This window comes from Thalassospira profundimaris (assembly GCF_003326795.1).
GTDB lineage: Bacteria > Pseudomonadota > Alphaproteobacteria > Rhodospirillales > Thalassospiraceae > Thalassospira > Thalassospira profundimaris_C.
Genome location: NZ_JPWI01000003.1, coordinates 240,689 through 258,843, shown reverse-complemented (window position 1 = coordinate 258,843; position 18,155 = coordinate 240,689). Strand labels below are relative to the sequence as shown.

General features: G+C 53.0%; 21 protein-coding genes. 5 read left to right on the top strand and 16 right to left on the bottom strand.

What is annotated here, in order from left to right; all coding sequences use genetic code 11:
- Positions 1-91: 91 nt before the first annotated feature.
- The 12 genes from recO to folK all read right to left on the bottom strand — a co-directional run bounded on the left by recO (position 92) and on the right by folK (position 8,948).
- The gene (gene recO / locus TH30_RS07325; RefSeq protein ID WP_114097421.1) at positions 92-847 is read right to left on the bottom strand and encodes a DNA repair protein RecO; all 756 of its coding nucleotides are present in this window, start codon (positions 845-847) and stop codon (positions 92-94) included.
- 9 nt (positions 848-856) lie between these two features.
- Positions 857-1,024 carry a hypothetical protein gene (locus TH30_RS22075; protein WP_181850175.1) on the bottom strand — a complete coding sequence of 56 codons (168 nt, stop codon included), beginning with the start codon at positions 1,022-1,024 and terminating at the stop codon, positions 857-859.
- Positions 1,024-1,254: a hypothetical protein gene (locus TH30_RS07320; protein ID WP_114097420.1), complete on the bottom strand. Its 231-nt coding sequence runs from the start codon at positions 1,252-1,254 to the stop codon at positions 1,024-1,026. The genes TH30_RS22075 and TH30_RS07320 overlap by 1 nt, the downstream gene beginning before the upstream one ends.
- Before the next feature lie 43 nt (positions 1,255-1,297).
- Positions 1,298-2,236, bottom strand: coding sequence for a GTPase Era (gene era / locus TH30_RS07315; RefSeq protein ID WP_114097419.1), 939 nt, complete (start codon positions 2,234-2,236; stop codon positions 1,298-1,300).
- Complete coding sequence (gene rnc, locus TH30_RS07310) at positions 2,229-2,912, bottom strand: ribonuclease III (protein ID WP_114097418.1); 684 nt, start codon at positions 2,910-2,912, stop codon at positions 2,229-2,231. Before rnc ends, era begins: the two co-directional genes overlap by 8 nt.
- A complete protein-coding gene (gene lepB / locus TH30_RS07305) occupies positions 2,912-3,658 on the bottom strand; it encodes a signal peptidase I (protein ID WP_114097417.1) in 747 nt (248 codons plus the stop codon). Before lepB ends, rnc begins: the two co-directional genes overlap by 1 nt.
- A gap of 27 nt (positions 3,659-3,685) precedes the next feature.
- Entirely contained in the window at positions 3,686-4,081 is a 396-nt protein-coding gene (gene acpS, locus TH30_RS07300) for a holo-ACP synthase (RefSeq protein ID WP_114097416.1), read from the bottom strand.
- Complete coding sequence (locus TH30_RS07295; RefSeq protein WP_114097415.1) at positions 4,078-4,830, bottom strand: pyridoxine 5'-phosphate synthase; 753 nt, start codon at positions 4,828-4,830, stop codon at positions 4,078-4,080. The genes acpS and TH30_RS07295 overlap by 4 nt, the downstream gene beginning before the upstream one ends.
- Positions 4,827-5,537, bottom strand: coding sequence for a DUF2062 domain-containing protein (locus TH30_RS07290; RefSeq protein ID WP_114097414.1), 711 nt, complete (start codon positions 5,535-5,537; stop codon positions 4,827-4,829). Before TH30_RS07290 ends, TH30_RS07295 begins: the two co-directional genes overlap by 4 nt.
- 130 nt (positions 5,538-5,667) lie before the next feature.
- The gene (locus tag TH30_RS07285) at positions 5,668-7,812 is read right to left on the bottom strand and encodes a RelA/SpoT family protein (RefSeq protein ID WP_114097413.1); all 2,145 of its coding nucleotides are present in this window, start codon (positions 7,810-7,812) and stop codon (positions 5,668-5,670) included.
- Positions 7,813-7,955: 143 nt separating this feature from the next.
- Positions 7,956-8,288: a DNA-directed RNA polymerase subunit omega gene (gene rpoZ / locus TH30_RS07280; RefSeq protein ID WP_114097412.1), complete on the bottom strand. Its 333-nt coding sequence runs from the start codon at positions 8,286-8,288 to the stop codon at positions 7,956-7,958.
- 111 nt (positions 8,289-8,399) lie between these two features.
- Positions 8,400-8,948: a 2-amino-4-hydroxy-6-hydroxymethyldihydropteridine diphosphokinase gene (folK, locus tag TH30_RS07275; RefSeq protein WP_114097532.1), complete on the bottom strand. Its 549-nt coding sequence runs from the start codon at positions 8,946-8,948 to the stop codon at positions 8,400-8,402.
- A 209-nt stretch (positions 8,949-9,157) separates the two neighbouring features.
- Here folK and TH30_RS07270 point away from each other — a divergent pair, with 209 nt between their 5' ends.
- The 3 genes from TH30_RS07270 (at position 9,158) to recQ (ending at position 12,337) form a co-directional block, all read left to right on the top strand.
- On the top strand, positions 9,158-9,766 hold the full coding sequence (locus TH30_RS07270) for a LabA-like NYN domain-containing protein (protein WP_114097411.1): 609 nt from the start codon (positions 9,158-9,160) through the stop codon (positions 9,764-9,766).
- 77 nt (positions 9,767-9,843) lie between these two features.
- The gene (locus TH30_RS07265) at positions 9,844-10,485 is read left to right on the top strand and encodes a uracil-DNA glycosylase (RefSeq protein ID WP_114097410.1); all 642 of its coding nucleotides are present in this window, start codon (positions 9,844-9,846) and stop codon (positions 10,483-10,485) included.
- A gap of 19 nt (positions 10,486-10,504) precedes the next feature.
- Entirely contained in the window at positions 10,505-12,337 is a 1,833-nt protein-coding gene (gene recQ, locus TH30_RS07260) for a DNA helicase RecQ (protein WP_114097409.1), read from the top strand.
- Positions 12,338-12,362: 25 nt separating this feature from the next.
- Here the strand turns inward: recQ and TH30_RS07255 are convergent, their stop codons facing one another.
- The 4 genes from TH30_RS07255 to dapA all read right to left on the bottom strand — a co-directional run bounded on the left by TH30_RS07255 (position 12,363) and on the right by dapA (position 15,119).
- Positions 12,363-12,863: a glutathione peroxidase gene (locus TH30_RS07255; RefSeq protein WP_114097408.1), complete on the bottom strand. Its 501-nt coding sequence runs from the start codon at positions 12,861-12,863 to the stop codon at positions 12,363-12,365.
- 88 nt (positions 12,864-12,951) lie between these two features.
- On the bottom strand, positions 12,952-13,611 hold the full coding sequence (locus TH30_RS07250; RefSeq protein WP_114097407.1) for a sulfite oxidase-like oxidoreductase: 660 nt from the start codon (positions 13,609-13,611) through the stop codon (positions 12,952-12,954).
- A 132-nt stretch (positions 13,612-13,743) separates the two neighbouring features.
- A complete protein-coding gene (gene smpB, locus TH30_RS07245) occupies positions 13,744-14,220 on the bottom strand; it encodes an SsrA-binding protein SmpB (RefSeq protein WP_114097406.1) in 477 nt (158 codons plus the stop codon).
- Positions 14,221-14,237: 17 nt separating this feature from the next.
- Positions 14,238-15,119 (bottom strand): 4-hydroxy-tetrahydrodipicolinate synthase, encoded by an 882-nt coding sequence (dapA, locus tag TH30_RS07240; RefSeq protein WP_114097531.1) that lies wholly within the window; start codon positions 15,117-15,119, stop codon positions 14,238-14,240.
- Positions 15,120-15,326: 207 nt separating this feature from the next.
- Between dapA and TH30_RS07235 the strand changes: the two genes are divergently transcribed.
- Together TH30_RS07235 and TH30_RS07230 are read left to right on the top strand one after the other, a co-directional pair.
- The gene (locus TH30_RS07235; protein ID WP_114097530.1) at positions 15,327-17,360 is read left to right on the top strand and encodes a lytic transglycosylase domain-containing protein; all 2,034 of its coding nucleotides are present in this window, start codon (positions 15,327-15,329) and stop codon (positions 17,358-17,360) included.
- A gap of 77 nt (positions 17,361-17,437) precedes the next feature.
- On the top strand, positions 17,438-18,136 hold the full coding sequence (locus TH30_RS07230) for a haloacid dehalogenase type II (RefSeq protein ID WP_114097529.1): 699 nt from the start codon (positions 17,438-17,440) through the stop codon (positions 18,134-18,136).
- Positions 18,137-18,155 lie beyond the last annotated feature (19 nt).

Here is an 18,155-nt window from a genome sequence, read left to right as displayed (position 1 = left end):
AGTGCGTTCGACCCCCGAACACCTTACGTTATCTGCAACATACTACGCGGGGCATGGTTGCGGTCAACATATGCAAACCAAATTGATCAATTTATTTTTCGTCAGCAGTTTTGATACGCCAAACGTGACTGACAAGACGATCCCGTGCCGCGACAGGTTTGATGCCCTTGGCTTCGAAAATATCGCGATGAATAAAAAATCCGGTCAGTTTCAGGCCATCACGCATCTGGTCTGAAAGTTCGTCATTGCGCCGCGACGAAGATGCGCGCCCGATGGCAAGAAAGGCCGGCAAAGACAAAAGCCGGTCACGATAGGCATTCCCCGCTGCTTCGCTGACCGCCCGCCCGCTTTTTGGGGAAACAAAGGCCAGATCATCGGTTACATCGGTTGCCGCACATTGCCCAAGATCAAGACCATAGCCGAGTTCTTCAAGCAGCCCGACTTCCCAGCGAATATAGGACGGCAACCATTGTTCGGATTTCAGCGCCGTCAGAAGGGCTGCGGTGCCATGGTACAGGTCCGGATGGGCTTCACGTTCGGGCAGGGTCGCATCAAGCATCGCACAGGCCGAACTCATCGCCATAAGCGGCCCTGGCTGCAATAAAAGGTCTGCCGCATGTGCACCGGTCAATTCACAGCGAAACTGACCAAGATGTTCAGAAAGGCGTGCAGACCACCCTACCCGTACTTCATTTCCGGGTTCGAGCGTACCGCGCATGGATTTGCTCATAGCACCGCGAACCATTCCGGCATGGCGCCCGTAATCACGGGTCAGAACCGATAGTCTGACCGAACTTTCGCCCAGTTTGCGTGTCGAAAGAACAATACCGTCATCACGCCAGTCCATCCGGGCCTCTTAGAAATAGCCGCTGGGTACAATCAGACGGGTAACAAGGAAAAACATCCCGATCAGGCAGGAGACAAGTGCGATCAGGGCTGCTCCAAAAACCGCCTTGCGCAACCATGAACGGTTTTCGACTTCTTCAATCGCCTGATCGATAGGATCGACAGAATTCCGGGTCATCAGTTTGGTCCTCCGCCCGTCACCTTCCAGAAAAGCCCCAGCATAAAGACAGCAAGGGCAACCAGAAGCGCGATCAGATTAAGCGGGCGATGCAGAAAGGATTTTTCACGTTGCACAGTGCTGTGATCAGTGCGGTTTCGGAACGGACGCCGGGCGACACGCGCAACAATCATTGCGGCGGCTGCGCCAACAACAATCATTACAACACCCCAGAATGATCCGATTTCCATTATCTACCCGGCAATTGATGGTCTGTCTGTGCAACGTGAAGAATTATGCGTTGGGATCGAGGCCCCACATGGCAAAGCGATTGGGATCATCACCCCAGTTCTCGCGCACCTTGACGAACAGGAACAGATGAACCCGACGCTCGAAAATGGCTTCAAGTTCCTTGCGCGCTTCGCTGCCCAGTGACTTGATACGCTTGCCGCCTTTACCAAGAATGATGGCCTTCTGGCCTTCACGTTCGACAAAGATGGTCTGTTCAAGCTTGACCGAGCCGTCCTTGCGTTCTTCCCAAAGTTCGGTTTCGACTGTTGCCGAATAGGGCAGTTCCTGCTGAAGCTGATAATAAAGCTTCTCGCGGGTGATCTCGGCTGCGAGCAGACGAAGCGGCATGTCCGACACATCGTCTTCGGGGAACATCCACGGGCCGTCGGGCATTTTAGCCGCAAGGAAATTCACCAGATCCTGCGTACCCGCCCCTTTTTTCGCCGAAATCATGAAGACATCGGTAAAGACTTCATGGGCAAACAGGTCCTGTGACAGACGCAGGAGTTTTTCCTTGTCCGAGACCTTGTCGACCTTGTTCAGCGCCAGGATGGCCTTGCGGTTCTGATCTTTGAGCTGGTTGATGATGGCAAGGTCTTCGTCGGTGATGCCATTTCCGGCATCAATGACAAGAACCACCAGATCCGCATCATCCGCACCATTCCATGCTGCCTTGACCATTGCACGATCAAGACGGCGCTTCGGGGCAAAGATACCCGGCGTGTCAATGAAAACAATCTGCGCATCTTCGGTCATGACGATACCACGCACACGGGTACGGGTTGTCTGGACCTTTGGCGAGACGATCGACACTTTCGTGCCGACCAGCTGATTCAGGAGCGTCGATTTGCCAGCATTAGGCGCACCAACAAGTGCGACGAAGCCGCAACGCTGCTGATAAGGTAATCTGTCTTCGGCCACCGGTGTGGGAACCTCATTCATCGTTTAGTTTGTCCAACATCATGCGGGCGGCAAGTTGTTCCGCCTCGCGTTTAGATTTTCCTTCGGCACTAACACTTTCACCATCACTGGTGGTCAGTTCGATGGTGAATATCGGTGCATGGGCCGGACCTTCGCGGCCGACCATGTCATATTTCGGCAGTGGCTTGCCCCGCCCTTGCAGCCATTCTTGCAATTGCGTCTTCGCATCCTGCGGCGGCTTGTTTGCTTCATCAAGAAGCGGCGTCCAGAGCTTTTCGATAAAGCGACGCGCCGGTTCAAGACCACCATCCAGATAGAGTGCGGCAATCACGGCTTCCATGCAATCAGATAAAATGGCCGGATTGGTGTCAGCCCCGGCCGCACGTTCACCCTTGGCCATCTGGATGTGATCCCCCAGTTTGATCTGGATGGCAACACGCGCCAGCGTTTCGCGACGCACCAGTGCGACAAAGCGTTTTGCCATCGCACCTTCGCGTTCACGCCCAAAACGGGTATAGAGCATTTCGGCCACGACAAGCCCCAGCACACGATCGCCCAAAAACTCAAGACGCTCGTTGCCACCGCTTATTGCATCCTTACCCTTCGCTGCACTTCGATGGGTCAAAGCCACACGAAGCAGGTCAGGATTGGAAAAACCGTGATCGATCTCGGCGATCACCGGCATGCCGTCGCTCATTAATGAACTCCCTGGAACAGGCGATCAAACCGGATGCTGCCAAGGTCATAGACCGGCTGCGAGCTGTCCTTGGAATAGAACAGGAATTCAGCACGACCGACCAGATTTTCAATCGGCACAAAGCGGAACCGCGACGAGAATGCACGGCTGTCTGCCGAATTGTCGCGGTTATCCCCCATCATGAAGTAATGGCCTTCCGGTACGGTAAAGGCTTCGGTGTTGTCGCTCGGCCCCTGATCGCCAAACAGCTCAAGGATACGGTGAACCTTGCCGTTCGGAAGTGTTTCGAGATATTGCGGAACCGCGGCAGACCGACCAGTACCATCGGTCAGGATGTAATCCTCGATCCGTTCACGTTCGACCAGCTTGTTATTGATGTACAAACGACCGTTGGTGACCTGGACAGTGTCACCCGGCAGGCCGATCACACGTTTGATATAATCCTGTGATGTATCTGACGGAAGTTTGAAGACAACCACATCGCCACGCTCGGGTTCAGTCTCAAAAATGCGTCCCGGAATGACCGGCAGGCTGAAAGGCATGCTGTGTTTCGAATATCCATAGGAAAATTTTGAAACAAACAGATAGTCACCAACCAGCAAGGTCGGAATCATCGAGCCAGACGGAATATTGAACGGTTCGAAGGCAAAAGTCCGAACCAAAAGTGCAATGACAATGGCCCAGAAAACGGTCTTCAAGGTGTCCAAAAGGCCACCCGTTTTCTTTTTCTGCACAAGTTTTTCCATTCCGTGTTTAACCAATCAATTTATCTGTCAATCAGCCGAAATTACCACGACAGCATTCGCCAGCGGGTATTCGTCCGTCAAGGTCACATACACCGAAGCAATCTTTCCTTCGGGTGTTAATTCTTCAAGTCGTGCCAAAGCACCTTCGGTCAATACCATGTCGGGCTTGCCACTGGGTTGATGTACCACACCCATTGTGTTGTGATAAACACCCCTGCGAAATCCGGTTCCCAGCGCCTTGGAACAGGCTTCCTTTGCCGCAAAAGCCATGGCAAGCGACGACGCTGTTCTATGCGGTTTGCGGGTGGCACGTGCAATCTCGACATCGGTAAAGACACGCTTCATGAAACGCTCGCCATGACGTTCAAGTGCAGTCTCTATCCGACGGATATCACATAAATCCGTGCCAATCCCAATGATCATTTATCGTCGTCCGTTTGATCACGCGCCTCGTCCATCAAGCGGCGCATCTCGTTGATTGCGGCTTCCAGCCCGACAAAGACGGCTTCCCCAATCAGGAAGTGACCAATATTAAGCTCCGCCACTTCCGGCATTGCCGCAATCGGCTGAACCGTCTCGAAATTCAAACCATGACCGGCGTGAATTTCAAGCCCAATCCCTGCTCCGTATTTGACGGCTGCGCGAATACGTTCAAGTTCATGTGCGCGGTCATCGCTGTTTTCAGCATCGCAATAGGAACCGGTATGAATTTCAACAACAGGTGCGCCGAGACTTTTGGCGGCATCAAGCTGTTCTTTGGACGCCTCGATGAACAGCGACACACGAATGCCCGCATCGCCAAGTTCGGAAACAAAACGTTTCAGATGATTATGGCCACCCAGAACATCAAGCCCACCCTCGGTCGTGCGTTCTTCACGCTTTTCCGGAACAAGGCAGACTGCATGTGGCTTTGTTGCAAGCGCGATTGCCAGCATCTCGTCGGTGGCTGCCATTTCGAAGTTAAGTGGCAGATCAATCTCCTGGCGCAGTCTTTTCATATCTGCGTCAAGGATATGGCGACGGTCTTCGCGCAGATGCGCGGTAATTCCGTCTGCGCCCGCGGCCTTTGCAAGTGCTGCGGCACGCACCGGGTCCGGGCTGTTGCCACCACGGGCATTCCGGATGGTCGCAACATGATCAATATTAACGCCGAGCCGAAGTTTCGAACTCATAGTGTTTCATCCTGCTTTTTGGTGGCACTTTTCGCAGCACTGCCGATCTTGTCCTTGGCAGTTTCAAGCATGGGCCCAAGCCCATGGCGTTCCGTTTTCTTCATTCTGCGCAAAATCCGGTTGTGACGGTAAATGATGACCGCACGGCGTACCGGAAAATAAAATAGCGCCCAGACAATGATTGACGTCGGAACACATCCGACCAGCATCGGCCAGATGATATCAACGATGCTGATCCAGAGATGACCAAGCGTCTCGTGGTCTGCAGGATCCCAGCGACCAAAAATAAGTCCGCCACCGATATAGCTGACCCCCAGAACGACGAAGTCCCAAAGAACGGCCATGTCGAAATGTACGGCATTCGAGGTTTCATTCGCACCAAGAATCCAGTTCCCGCAGGTATAGAGCCAAAGCCAGATGAACGGGAATGTCCATGGATTGCCGACAATCGTGCCCAGCAAGGACGCAACAACGTTACTGCGTGTGATCAGGCTTATCAGTGCGGAGATAACGAAGTGGAACCCGATAAACGGCGTAAATGATACCGCTGCCCCGATCGCAAATCCTGACGCAATGCTGTATGGCGTGCCGGGAAGCCGCGCGACACGATGAGCAAAATACTGAGACGAACGTCGCCATCCGCCACGCGGCCAGACGACGTTCCGTATTTTTTGTAATGATGATGGTTTTACGCGGCGCCGAAACATGCGGGTCAGTTCTGGAACAAATCAGGTAACGCAATAAAAAGTCGAGGCATATGCGTAAGTGCTGACCGCACACTTGGCAAGGTTTTTACGCGATTATCCCCCAAAAGATGAATGCGTTCACAGCTTGCCATTACCCGCGCGCGCGCTCGACAGCATTTACCACCGGCGTTGCCCTCAGGGCCGCGATGATATTGGTCAGATGTTTGACATCGACCACATCGATATCAATCAGCATTTCAAAGAAATCTGTCGTACGGTTGGTGAACCGCAAATTGGTGATATTGCCATGGTTTTTGGCAATCACACTTGTGATCGAACTGAGCGCCCCCTGCTCATGGCCGACAGTCAGGCCAAGACGACCGATGAAATGTTCAGGCTCGCCGTCATTGTCCCATCCAACATCAAGCCAGCGTTCGGGCTGCTCGGTAAAGGTTTCAAGCGTATCACAATCAATCGTATGGATCGTCACGCCCTTGCCGGTTGTAACAATCCCGACAATGCGATCGCCGGGCAACGGATGGCAACAGCCGGCATAGTGCACCGCCATGCCCGGAATAAGCCCTTTGATCGGGATCGCATGGTCATGTTTGCGCGCCCGAACCTTTTCAAGCGGAACGACTTTGCGCGCCGTTTCCTTGTCTTTTGTCCCCGGGAAGACAGCATGAACAACTTCGCGACCGGTATGATGACCAGCCCCGACCAGGGTCAAAAGTGCATCGACGGATGGCTGTTTGAAGATTTTCAAAACACCGTCAATTGCCTTGTCGGAATAGTCATATCCTTCCTGACGGAAGGCCTTTTGCAAGATCGCCTTGCCAAGGTCCTTGTACTGGTCTTCCTGCTGCTGACGGATGAAACGGCGAATTCGCGCACGTGCCTTACCCGTAACAACGAACCGCTCCCATGTCGGATTCGGCGTCTGAGCCTTCGAGGTAACGATTTCGACCTGATCACCGTTATTCAGGACCGTGCGCAATGGAACCATCGCACCATTGACCTTCGCCCCCACACAGGTATCGCCAATATGGGTATGGATCATATAGGCGAAGTCAACGGGCGTCGCACGCGCAGGAAGCGCAATCACATCGCCCTTCGGGCTAAAGCAGAAGACCTGATCCTGGAACATCGCAAGCTTGGTATGTTCAAGGAACTCCTCAGGCTCCGACGCATGTTCAAGAATATCAAGAAGGTCGCGCAGCCAGCGATATTGAACGCCCTCTTTTTGCTGCCCGGTCGGGGTATCCTGTTTGTAGGCCCAGTGCGCAGCAACACCGTTTTCGTTCACTTCATGCATGTGGCGCGTACGGATCTGAACTTCGATCCTGTGATTTTCCGGCCCCAGCACAGTCGTATGAATGGAACGGTATCCGTTGGGCTTTGGCGTTGAGATGTAATCCTTGAACCGGCCCGGAACGACTTTGTAATTGGCATGCATATAGCCAAGCACTTCATAGCACTGCGGCATATCATCGACCAGCACCCGAAATGCCATGATGTCCGACAGCTCACCAAAGGTGATATTCTTGCGCTGCATCTTCTGCCAGATCGAGTATGGGCGTTTTTCACGGCCATAGATATCGACCTTCAGCCCCTGACGGGAAATGACGTCCTTGAGTTCGGAAACGATACGGCTGACGACATTATCGTCTTTCTCGCGCAGGAATTCCAAACGCGCCAGAATCGAGTCACGGGCTTCAGGATTGATATGCTGGAAGGCAAGGTCTTCAAGCTCTTCCTTGATGTCATGCATACCGATGCGTTCGGCAAGCGGCGCATAAATCTCAAGCGTTTCAGCCGCGATCCGAACGCGTTTTTCCGGCTTGGTGATATAATGCAGGGTTCGCATGTTGTGCAGACGGTCTGCCAGCTTGACCAGCAACACCCGAATGTCTTCGGACATCGCAAGCAGCAGCTTGCGGAAATTCTCGGCCTGTTTGGAATCTGCGGATTTCAGTTCGATCTGCGTCAGCTTGGTCACACCATCGACCAGCTTCATGATATTGGTCCCGAAAAGCTTCGTGATCTCTTCGGGGGTGGCATCGGTATCTTCGATGGTGTCGTGCAGAAGTGCCGTGATGATCGTATCGCAGTCGAGCTTGTAATTGGTCAGAATGCCCGCAACTTCGATCGGATGGGAAAAATACGGGTCACCCGACGCGCGTTTCTGTGAACCATGTTTCTGGGTGGCATAAACATATGCCCGGTTCAGCGTGGTTTCGCACGCTTCCGGATCATAGGCCTTAACCCGTTCAACAAGTTCATACTGGCGCATCATTCAGGGGCATCTCCGCATAGTCCATCAAGGGCTCGGAACCGAACCCCTTCATAAGATAGTACGATTTAGACAAAAAAAAGCCACGGAAGATGAATACCGTGGCTTTTCTTTTAGAACGGGCTCAGATCAATATCAATCTGACCTTATTCTTCTTCAGACGGCATAACCACGCCGACAGATGCTTCTTCAACTGCTTCTGCGACCAGTTTCGGACCGAAATCGTCTTCGGCTTCTTCCGGCTCGTCGCTTTCAACATGCCGCTGCAGACCCTGCACCATGCCATTGCGCAGTTCGTCAAAATCAACCGTTACTTCGGCGATTTCACGCAGCGCAACAACCGGGTTCTTGTCGTTGTCACGATCAATGGTCAGTTCTGCACCGGCCGAGATGTTGCGTGCACGCTGAGCTGCAAGCATTACAAGCTCAAAGCGGTTCGGAATCTTGTCAACGCAATCTTCGACGGTAACGCGCGCCATAAATGTCTCCAGAAATACTTTTGGGGTGTCCAGACCGAGCTTTATAGCGCCGGATCATATGTGTTGCAACAGCGAAACCACTCTTTCGGGCAGGTTTTCGCGAGTACTGCCTCAGCTTTCGGCCTGCTTTCTGATCTGCTGATCAGCCGGGAGATCGGCAATCAGATCTTCGACAGTACGATCAAGTACCGGATGAACCCAGCCACTTGCCACATCGCGCAACGGCAAAAGCACAAAAGCGCGTTCGGCCATTCGCGGATGAGGCACCTGAATCCCCCCCTCTTCACGCAAAAGATCGCGACCATAGGCAATCAGATCAAGATCAATAACGCGGGCTGCGTTGCGTTCACGGCGAACACGCCCGAATTCGGCTTCGACCTCGTGCAGGCGCTCAAGCAGATCATGGGCCGAAAGTCCGGTTGAAATCCGTGCAACACCATTCACATACCAGGGCTGATCAGAGATCGGCACCGGTGCTGTTTCATAAAAGGATGACACTTGCTCAATCGAAATATCGCCATCCCTGGCCAAACGCTGCAAGGCGGCCTTCAATGTTTGCGCAGGCGCACCATATTCCTGAGTAGGCAGATTGGCACCAAAGGCAATCAGTATGGCGTCATGCGACGATGCACTGGTGGTGGCTGGTGACGGCGTGCTCACAAAGCAGACTTTCAGTTCAGTGGATAGCAGGCAGCTCTTTGCGCAAAGGGTCATTCCCGCCGCGCGTGAAAGACGGCATATCTAAGGGAGCCATCATACTCTGTCTACGATATTTTCGCCTTTCTTTGTCCCTCTAGCCACGGTAAAGATTGAGTGTTCCGTATTTTTTGGAACTGTATAATTAAATTTGATGTTTGAGGAATTTCAGGATGATTTTTTACCCGCAGGAACGCATCGGGCTGTTTATTGACGGCTCGAATCTTTATGCCGCTGCAAGATCCCTTGGCTTTGACATTGATTACAAACGTCTTTTGGATCTTTTCGCCCAAAAAGGGCAACTTATCCGCGCTTTCTACTACACAGCCCTGATTGAAGATCAGGAATATTCCCCGATCCGCCCGCTGGTCGATTGGCTTGATTATAACGGCTATACCATGGTCACCAAACCGACCAAGGAATTCACCGATGCCGCCGGTCGCCGCAAGATCAAGGGCAACATGGATATCGAGTTGGCAATTGACGTCATGGAAATGGCACAACACCTTGATCATGTTGTTATTTTCTCAGGCGACGGTGACTTCCGCCGCCTTGTTGATGCCGTGCAGCGCAAAGGTGTCCGCGTCACTGTTGTCTCGACGGTGAAATCCAACCCGCCGATGGTGGCCGATGAATTGCGCCGTCAGGCCGATAACTTTATCGAACTGACCGAACTTGAAGGCACCATCGCCCGTAAGGTTCAGCCACGCCGCGATGACGATCATCCTGACATTGATGACCATCCCGATCATCCGGAACTTGATGATTTCGATTTCGAGTAATTGAGATCCGACACCACCTATCGTGATCACGACCGGTTACGGCCTTCACCGTAACCGGCAAAAATGTCAGACATGCCATGACCGCCTACCAGCAACCCGATATCGATTGCCAGCTTTGCCCGCGTCTTGTCGAATTCAGACGCGCCAATCAGGAAAAGTTTCCGCAATTCTATAACGGCCCGGTTCGCCCGTTCGGACCGATCAATGCCCGGTTGCTGATTGTCGGTCTGGCACCGGGTCTTAAGGGGGCGAATGCCACCGGACGTCCCTTTACGGGTGACTATGCCGGGGACCTTTTGTATGACACGCTCAAGAAGTTTGGATTTGCCAAGGGCACCTATGACAAGCGGCCTGATGACGGGCTTGAACTTCTTGATTGCCGGATTACCAATGCGGTGAAATGCGTGCCGCCTGAAAACAAACCAACCGGGCCTGAGGCCAATGCGTGCCGACCGTTTCTGATCAGCGAATTTGCCTCGATGGAAAACCTTTCAGCCATCCTGTGTCTTGGACAGGTTGCCCATCAAGCCATGTTACGCACCTTCGGGCTTAAGCTTTCATCGCTTAAATTTGCCCATGGGGCGTCACATAAAATGGAAAATGGCATCACATTGTTTGATAGCTATCACTGTTCGCGCTACAACACCCAGACCTATCGCCTGACGCCAGAGATGTTTGAAAACGTCTTTGCCGACATCCGCGCACATCTGGACGGTTAATTTGCCTGATTCATCACCTATGAACGACCTGCTCGACCGACCCGTACAACGTCTGCCGATAGACGTCCTGCGCGAGGTCTTTGGTTATGACAGCTTTCGCGGTCAACAGGCTGAAATCATTGATCATGTGATTGCCGGCAATGATGCGCTCGTCCTGATGCCAACCGGTGGCGGAAAATCGCTGTGTTATCAGGTTCCAGCCCTTTGCCGCCCGGGAACGGCCGTTGTGGTGTCGCCTCTGATTGCCTTGATGAAAGATCAGGTCGACGCACTTAGCCAGCTTGGTGTGAAAGCAGCCTTCATCAACTCGACACTGGCGCCGGATGCCGCACGCGAGATCGAGGCCCGCGCAGTTGATGGGGACATTGATCTTCTGTATGTCGCACCCGAACGTTTTGCGACGGACCGGTTTCTTAATCTGCTCGACCAAATCAGCATTTCGCTGTTTGCAATTGACGAGGCGCACTGCGTTTCGCAATGGGGTCATGACTTCAGACCGGAATATCGGCGTCTGGATTTGTTGCCAACGCGTTTTGCCCATGTGCCACGCATTGCACTGACTGCAACGGCAGATACACCGACCCGCAAAGACATCGCCGAAAACCTGCATCTGACCGATGCCGAATGCTTTATTACCGGCTTTGATCGTCCGAACATCACATATCGCATTGAAACCAAGGGCAATTCCAAGCAGCGACTGTTGTCGTTTCTTAATCGTGAACACCCCGAAGATGCCGGGATCGTCTATTGCCTGTCGCGTCGCAAAACCGAAGATGTTGCGCAATGGCTTACCGATAACGGGCGCCCTGCCTTGCCCTATCATGCGGGCCTGACGCAAGAAACCCGGCAACTTCATCAGGACAGGTTCCTGCGCGAAGACGGCCTGATCATTTGCGCAACAGTTGCCTTTGGCATGGGCATCGACAAACCCAATGTCCGGTTTGTTGCCCATCTTAACCTGCCCAAAAGCATGGAAGCCTATTATCAGGAAACCGGGCGCGCCGGGCGTGACGGACTTCCGGCGAATGCCTGGATGAATTACGACCTGTCAGATATTGTTTCGATCCGAAGCATGGTGGCAAGTTCCGACGCCCCCGAAGCCCAAAAACGTATTGAATCGCGCAAACTTGATGCCTTGGTCGGTTTGGCCGAAACCACCAAATGCCGACGTCAGGTGATCCTGTCCTATTTCGGTGAAGACCAGCACAAACCGTGCGGCAATTGCGACACTTGCCTTGAACCGGTCGAAACATGGGATGCGACCGATGCTTCGCGCAAGGCATTATCGGCGGTATATCGTACCGGTCAGCGCTTTGGTCCGGCACATGTAATCGAAGTTCTGATGGGGCGCAAAACCGAGAAAATCCGGCAAAACGGCCATGATGATCTTTCGGTCTATGGCATCGGCAAGGATATCGCCCAACCGCAATGGCGCTCGGTTTTCCGTCAACTTCTTGCGATGGGATATCTGCAGGTCGATGTCGAAGGCCATGGCGGTGTTTACCTGACCGAAGAGTCCCGTCCTGTCCTGCGCGGCGAGAAAGTCGTCGAAATGCGCAAGGATCCGGGCGAAAGCAAACGCGCCATGACCAAGCGCCTGAGAGACTTCGACACCGAATTTGAAAATGAAGAGGACCGGGATTTGTGGGAACGCCTGCGCACCATGCGCCGAGAACTGGCAACCAGCCAGAATGTCCCGCCCTATGTGATCTTTAGTGACCGCACATTATGGGAAATGGTCCGGTTCAAGCCCCGCACGCTTGAGGACATGGCATCGATCAACGGCGTCGGGATCAAGAAACTTGATCAGTACGGGTTGGCATTTCTTGATGTCATGGACGGGCGGCGATAAGGCTTTTCCGCTGGCATTCCGTCCATCAGCTACCTGACAGTGCCGCTTCAATGGCTGTGATGACCGCATCGTCACCGGGCTTCACCCGTGTGTCAAAACTTGCGATCAAACTACCCTTGCGATCAATCAGATATTTGTGGAAGTTCCAGTTTGGCGCATTTTCGGCACCAAGGACATCAATCGCCCATTTGAAGAACGGATGGGCATCAGAACCACTGACCAAGGTCTTTGATGTCAGCGGGAAATCGACATCGAAATTAACTTCGCAGAACTCCTGAATAGCCGCGTCATCGGCATATTCCTGTCCGCCAAAATCACCGGACGGAACACCAAGCACCACAAGCCCCTGATCGCGATAATCGTCCCACAATTTCTGCAGGCCTGCATATTGCGGCGTGAACCCGCACATTGACGCGGTATTCACCACCAAAACGACCTTGTCCTGATAGTCTGAAAGTTCAAGTTCGCCGCCAATGATGGACGGGAAGGAAAAGTCATACGCCGTTTGCGTATCACCCGATGCCATGGCCCCTCTCCAGGAAAAAATGACTACAATCACCGTAAGCAGACATAATAGAATGAAATGGCTGCCTTTTTCAAATCGAGGATACAATCTAGCCATAACGTTCCTCCGTCCACGGATCGGCATTGTTATGATAACCGCGTTCTTCCCAGAATCCCGGCGCATCATTTTTGACAAACTTTATCTCCCGCACCCATTTCGTACTTTTCCAGAAATACAGCTTCGGAATTACCACGCGCACCGGTCCACCATGCTCTTCGGTCAATGGTTCATCGTTCCAGTGATGGGCGATCAAGACGTCCTCATCGAGAAACTGATTAATCCTCACATTCGTTGTGTAACCATCATGGGCGGTGAACAATACATGTCTGGCGTCTGACTGAGGACGAACCATTTCCGCCAATGTTCGTGCTAATACACCTTGCCAGTCATTGTCGTAGCGCGACCAGCTGGTGACGCAATGAATGTCGTTTCTTGCCCGAACAGTTGGCAAATCAAGAAGATCCTCAAAACTGAGCGACAACGGGTTTTCAACCAGTCCGGTCACAGACAGTTTATATTCATCGGCACTAACATGTGGCGTGATACCAAGATCAAGTACTGGCCAATCCTTGACCAGTCGTTGCCCGGGTGGCAGGCGATTTTCACGCGCCACGTCTGAGGTGCCCGTCAGCAAACGGCCGTCTCTGGCCCATTTGCGCTTGGCTTCGATCAGCTTGTCCCTGATTTTCCCTGAAAAGCTTTGCGTCACAGGTTCCTCCTTTCTGTCAGGCTGATACGAAAAATGGCGTCGACATGTTCACCATGCCAACGCCATTTATTCATGAATTTTACCGAACCATGCAACTCACATACGCGCGATGGCGTTCGGATTTCAGTGCAACTAATTGAAATCGCGCATGATACGCGCCTTGTCACGTTGCCAGTCACGTTCCTTGACGGCCTCGCGCTTGTCAGCCTTTTTCTTGCCCTCGGCAATTGCAAGCTCAAGCTTCGCAATACCGCGTTCGTTGAAATAAAGTTTGACCGGCACAAGCGTGAAACCCTTTTTGTTCAGGGCGTCATGCATTTTGGCGATTTCACGTTTATGCAACAGCAATTTGCGCGGACGGCGTTCTTCGTGGCCGAACGGCATTTTGCTTTGATACTCAGGAATATACGCGTTGATCAGCCACACTTCGTCATTCTTGGCTTCGGCATAGGATTCCTGAATGTTTCCCTTGCCGTCGCGCAGCGATTTAACTTCGGTGCCGCGCAAGACGATCCCGGCTTCGAATGTTTCCGTCAGGAAATAGTCAAAGCGGGCTCGCCGGTTTTGCGCAACGACCTTGTTATTATCTGTTTCTTTCTTGGGTGCCATAAGTCGCTTGTTATCGCTTAATGGCCGAGAAGTCCGGCACCTTTAAGCGCGGCTTCGACCTTGCGTTTGGATTCATCGGCAATCTCGACCATTGGCAGGCGCATATGGCTGCCACACAGACCAAGAAGTTCTGCCGCATACTTTACCGGCCCCGGACTTGCTTCACAGAACATTGCCTTGTGAACCGGCATCAGACGGTAGTTCAACTCCTGAACCTTAGCAATGTTCCCGGCTGCCCAAGCTGCATGCAGCTCAGCACAGAGTTTCGGGGCAATATTCGAGGTCACCGAAATGCAACCATGACCACCCTGTGCCAGGAACGGAACGATGGTACCATCTTCACCCGACAGCTGGCAGAAATCCGCCCCCGCAGCAAGACGGGTCAGAGCCGGACGTTCAAGATCGCTGGTTGCGTCTTTCACACCGATAATACGCGGCAATTTTGCCAGTTCCGCCATGGTCTCGACACTCATATCAACGATCGAGCGACCCGGAATGTTATAGATCAGGATCGGAATATCGGTCGCATCGTGAACGGCTTTGAAATGCGCATAAAGACCTTTTTGGGTCGGCTTGTTGTAATACGGGGTCACAACAAGTGCAGCATCCGCACCGGCATTCTGAGCGTGACGGGTCAGCGAAACGGCTTCTGCAGTCGAGTTGGAACCCGTACCGGCAATCACCGGACCACGGCCTTTGGCAACTTCAAGCGCCAGTTCAACGACGCGATGATGCTCGGCATGGCTAAGCGTCGGAGATTCACCGGTGGTTCCGACAGGCACAACACCTGTCGTGCCTTGTTTAAGCTGCCAATCCACAAAAGACTGGAACGCCTTTTCATCAATCGCACCATCTTGGGTAAACGGTGTGATCAAAGCTGTGATTGAACCCTTAAACATGGAGATCTCCAAACATTGGATGGATTGAAAGCGGTCGCGAAAATAGCGGCTGTTCGTCATTCCCGCAAGCACTGTATACAATAATCGAAACGATCTGTAATCGGGGTTGCATTTTCCGTTCAGGACTGTTTGGCTTTTGGCGATTTCACTGCCATAATGCGCGGGTCTAAAGCGCATTCGCTGCCGTCAGGCAAAGGGGACAATCACATGGCGCAAGCGTCTTTCCGCAAGATTTCGGTCTGCGCATTGGCACTGGGCTTATCAACACTGATGCCAACAGGCAATCAGGTGAAGGCAGCAGCAAACGAAGACAATGTTCTTCTGATGCAGCCGCCCTCGCCGAGCTATTCTGCTGTCAGCCGCGCACGTTTGAATGCGTTTCTCGAAGCTGTCGAGAAGGGCCAGACAGAAAGCTTTGAAAAGCTATTGCCAAACTTTGATGATCCCCTGCTTCAGAAAGCTGCGGAATGGATGTTGCTGACATCCCCGAATTCCGGACGCAGCTTTGAAGAAATCACCAATTTCATCGACACCCATCCGAAATGGCCCAGTCAGGCGCTTTTGCGTCAACGCGCCGAAGAAGCGATGAATGATGCCGTTCCTGACGAGGAAATTCTGGCTTGGTTCAAGCGTTCTGCACCGGTCACTGCCGATGGCGCAACCCGGCAGATCAAAGCCCTTCTGGGGGCGGGTCAGGAATCGGCGGCTGTCGCCCTGATCCGCAACAGCTGGATTAACGAGAATTTTGGCCGTGGTCAGGAAAAACGCTTCATCGACCGTTACGGCGAATATATCGATCAGGAAACCCATCAGCAGCGCCTTGATCGCCTGTTGTGGGAAGGTCGCCTGACGACGGCTTCGCGCACAATGAAATATGTCAGCGACGATTATCGCAAGCTTGCAGAAGCCCGCGAAGCCCTGCGTGCGATGAAGGGTGGCGTTGATGGAGCGCTTAACCGTGTCCCTGCGAAATACAAGAATGACCCCGGTCTGGTTTACGAACGCGTTCGCTGGCGTCGGGTCAAGGACCGCGATCAGGAAGCCCGTGATCTTCTGTTATCACAAGCCAATGACATGGCTTATATCTCGATCCGGCCACAATACTGGTGGCTTGAAAAAGCCATTCTGGCTCGGCGCGCCCTGCAAAAGGGCCACATCACCGACGCCTATCGTCTGGTCGCCAATCATGGACAGACTGATCCTGCCGATATTGCCGAAGCCGAATGGTATGCCGGATGGATCGCACTGGAATTCCTGGGCGATGCCGATATTGCCCTGACGCATTTCCAGAATCTGTATGACGTTGTGCAATATCCGATCAGCCTGTCACGCGGCGCCTATTGGGCGGGCCGTGCCAATGCCAAGCTTGGTGATACAAAACGCGCCAAGGAATGGTACGAGCTTGCCGCCCAGCATGCCCACACTTTCTATGGCCAGCTTGCAATTGATGCACTGGGTGCCAAACCAACCTATTCGGTGGAACAACCGGTCCCCACACAGCAACAGCGCACAGATTTCGAGAATCAGGAACTGGTTCAGGTCGTTCGCAAACTTGGCGATATGGGTCTCGGAAATATTATCCGGCCCTTCATCATGGCACTGGTATATGAGCACGATGAGCCCGAATATCTTGCAATGGCGACCGATCTGGCCCGCGAATATGGCCGCGCCGACCTTGGCATCATTGCCGCCAAACGCAGCATTCGCACAGGAAGCGGCTATCTTGATGCCGCCTACCCGATCCATGAACAGGTTCCGCTTGGCCGTGCGCCCGATCCGGCTTTGGTCCATGCCATCATGCGCCAGGAAAGCCTGTTTAACCCGCAGGCGGTATCGTCAGCAGGTGCACGCGGCTTGATGCAGCTGATGCCGGCGACTGCCAAGCGCATGGCAAAGTTGCTGGATCTTGATTACAAAACCGATCGCCTCACTGAAGACCCGTCCTTTAACATCACGCTCGGTCGGGAATATCTGACCAAGTTGCTCGATCGCTGGGATGGCGAGGAAGCCTTGACCATCGCAAGCTATAATGCGGGCCCGACCCGTGTGCGCCAATGGATCAACGAATATGGCGATCCGCGTGATCCCGATGTTGATCTGGTCGACTGGATCGAAATGATCCCCTATAGCGAAACCCGAAATTACGTTCAGCGCGTGATGGAGGGAACCTATGTCTATCGTCGGCGTTTTGCCCGCGATGAGATTGCGATGGGCCAGAACGAAACGCCTGATCAGGATTAATTCCGGTCGTCAGGTTTGCGCTTTTGGCCTGTCTGCCCATATTTGATCAATACTGCTTGTCAGAAAAGGTCAGCAATATGTCCGATAATGTACTGTCTTCCTGTCGCGCATTTGTTTTCGATGCTTATGGAACCCTATTTGATGTTGGCTCAGCGGTGTCCAAGCTGCGTGACAGCGTTGGCGATGAAGCTGATCGCCTTTCCACATTGTGGCGACAGAAACAGCTGGAATATACCTGGCTTCGCAGCCTGATGGGGGATTTTGCAGATTTCTGGACAGTCACGGGTGATGCGCTTGACTATGCCATGGATCAGACAGGCAAAAAGGACCCGGTTTTGCGTGCCAAACTGATGGAAACCTATCTGTCGCTTGATACATTCCCGGAAGTGGTCGAAACGCTCAATACCCTGAAAGCTAAGGGGCACAAGCTTGCCATCCTGTCGAATGGCGCGAAGCATATGTTGATCTCGGCAGCGAAATCGTCGGGCATTCTGTCGCTGTTTGATCAGATCATCTGTGTTGACGATCTCAAGACCTATAAACCACATCCGGATGTCTATCAGCTCGCGGCAGACAAACTTGAATTGCAGCCTGCGGAAATCTCGTTCCAGTCTTCAAACGGATGGGACATTGCCGGTGCCGGACATTTCGGGTTCCGTACAGCATGGATCAACCGCACACAGCAACCCAAAGAGCGCCTGTCACATGAGGCAGACGTTATTCTTGGCGGCCTTGACGAGCTATTGCCACTGATCTCCGAGCCGCAAAAGGCGTAGGGGAAAGGCAACTCAATTT

What these genes read in the sequence shown, in the direction of transcription:
- recO (WP_114097421.1), bottom strand. Translation starts at nt 847, where the DNA reads ATGGACTGGCGTGATGACGGTATTGTTCTTTCGACACGCAAACTGGGC.
- TH30_RS22075 (WP_181850175.1), bottom strand. Translation starts at nt 1,024, where the DNA reads ATGACCCGGAATTCTGTCGATCCTATCGATCAGGCGATTGAAGAAGTC.
- TH30_RS07320 (WP_114097420.1), bottom strand. Translation starts at nt 1,254, where the DNA reads ATGGAAATCGGATCATTCTGGGGTGTTGTAATGATTGTTGTTGGCGCA.
- era (WP_114097419.1), bottom strand. Translation starts at nt 2,236, where the DNA reads ATGAATGAGGTTCCCACACCGGTGGCCGAAGACAGATTACCTTATCAG.
- rnc (WP_114097418.1), bottom strand. Translation starts at nt 2,912, where the DNA reads ATGAGCGACGGCATGCCGGTGATCGCCGAGATCGATCACGGTTTTTCC.
- lepB (WP_114097417.1), bottom strand. Translation starts at nt 3,658, where the DNA reads ATGGAAAAACTTGTGCAGAAAAAGAAAACGGGTGGCCTTTTGGACACC.
- acpS (WP_114097416.1), bottom strand. Translation starts at nt 4,081, where the DNA reads ATGATCATTGGGATTGGCACGGATTTATGTGATATCCGTCGGATAGAG.
- TH30_RS07295 (WP_114097415.1), bottom strand. Translation starts at nt 4,830, where the DNA reads ATGAGTTCGAAACTTCGGCTCGGCGTTAATATTGATCATGTTGCGACC.
- TH30_RS07290 (WP_114097414.1), bottom strand. Translation starts at nt 5,537, where the DNA reads ATGTTTCGGCGCCGCGTAAAACCATCATCATTACAAAAAATACGGAAC.
- TH30_RS07285 (WP_114097413.1), bottom strand. Translation starts at nt 7,812, where the DNA reads ATGATGCGCCAGTATGAACTTGTTGAACGGGTTAAGGCCTATGATCCG.
- rpoZ (WP_114097412.1), bottom strand. Translation starts at nt 8,288, where the DNA reads ATGGCGCGCGTTACCGTCGAAGATTGCGTTGACAAGATTCCGAACCGC.
- TH30_RS07270 (WP_114097411.1), top strand. Translation starts at nt 9,158, where the DNA reads ATGATTTTTTACCCGCAGGAACGCATCGGGCTGTTTATTGACGGCTCG.
- TH30_RS07265 (WP_114097410.1), top strand. Translation starts at nt 9,844, where the DNA reads ATGACCGCCTACCAGCAACCCGATATCGATTGCCAGCTTTGCCCGCGT.
- recQ (WP_114097409.1), top strand. Translation starts at nt 10,505, where the DNA reads ATGAACGACCTGCTCGACCGACCCGTACAACGTCTGCCGATAGACGTC.
- TH30_RS07255 (WP_114097408.1), bottom strand. Translation starts at nt 12,863, where the DNA reads ATGGCATCGGGTGATACGCAAACGGCGTATGACTTTTCCTTCCCGTCC.
- smpB (WP_114097406.1), bottom strand. Translation starts at nt 14,220, where the DNA reads ATGGCACCCAAGAAAGAAACAGATAATAACAAGGTCGTTGCGCAAAAC.
- dapA (WP_114097531.1), bottom strand. Translation starts at nt 15,119, where the DNA reads ATGTTTAAGGGTTCAATCACAGCTTTGATCACACCGTTTACCCAAGAT.
- TH30_RS07235 (WP_114097530.1), top strand. Translation starts at nt 15,327, where the DNA reads ATGGCGCAAGCGTCTTTCCGCAAGATTTCGGTCTGCGCATTGGCACTG.
- TH30_RS07230 (WP_114097529.1), top strand. Translation starts at nt 17,438, where the DNA reads ATGTCCGATAATGTACTGTCTTCCTGTCGCGCATTTGTTTTCGATGCT.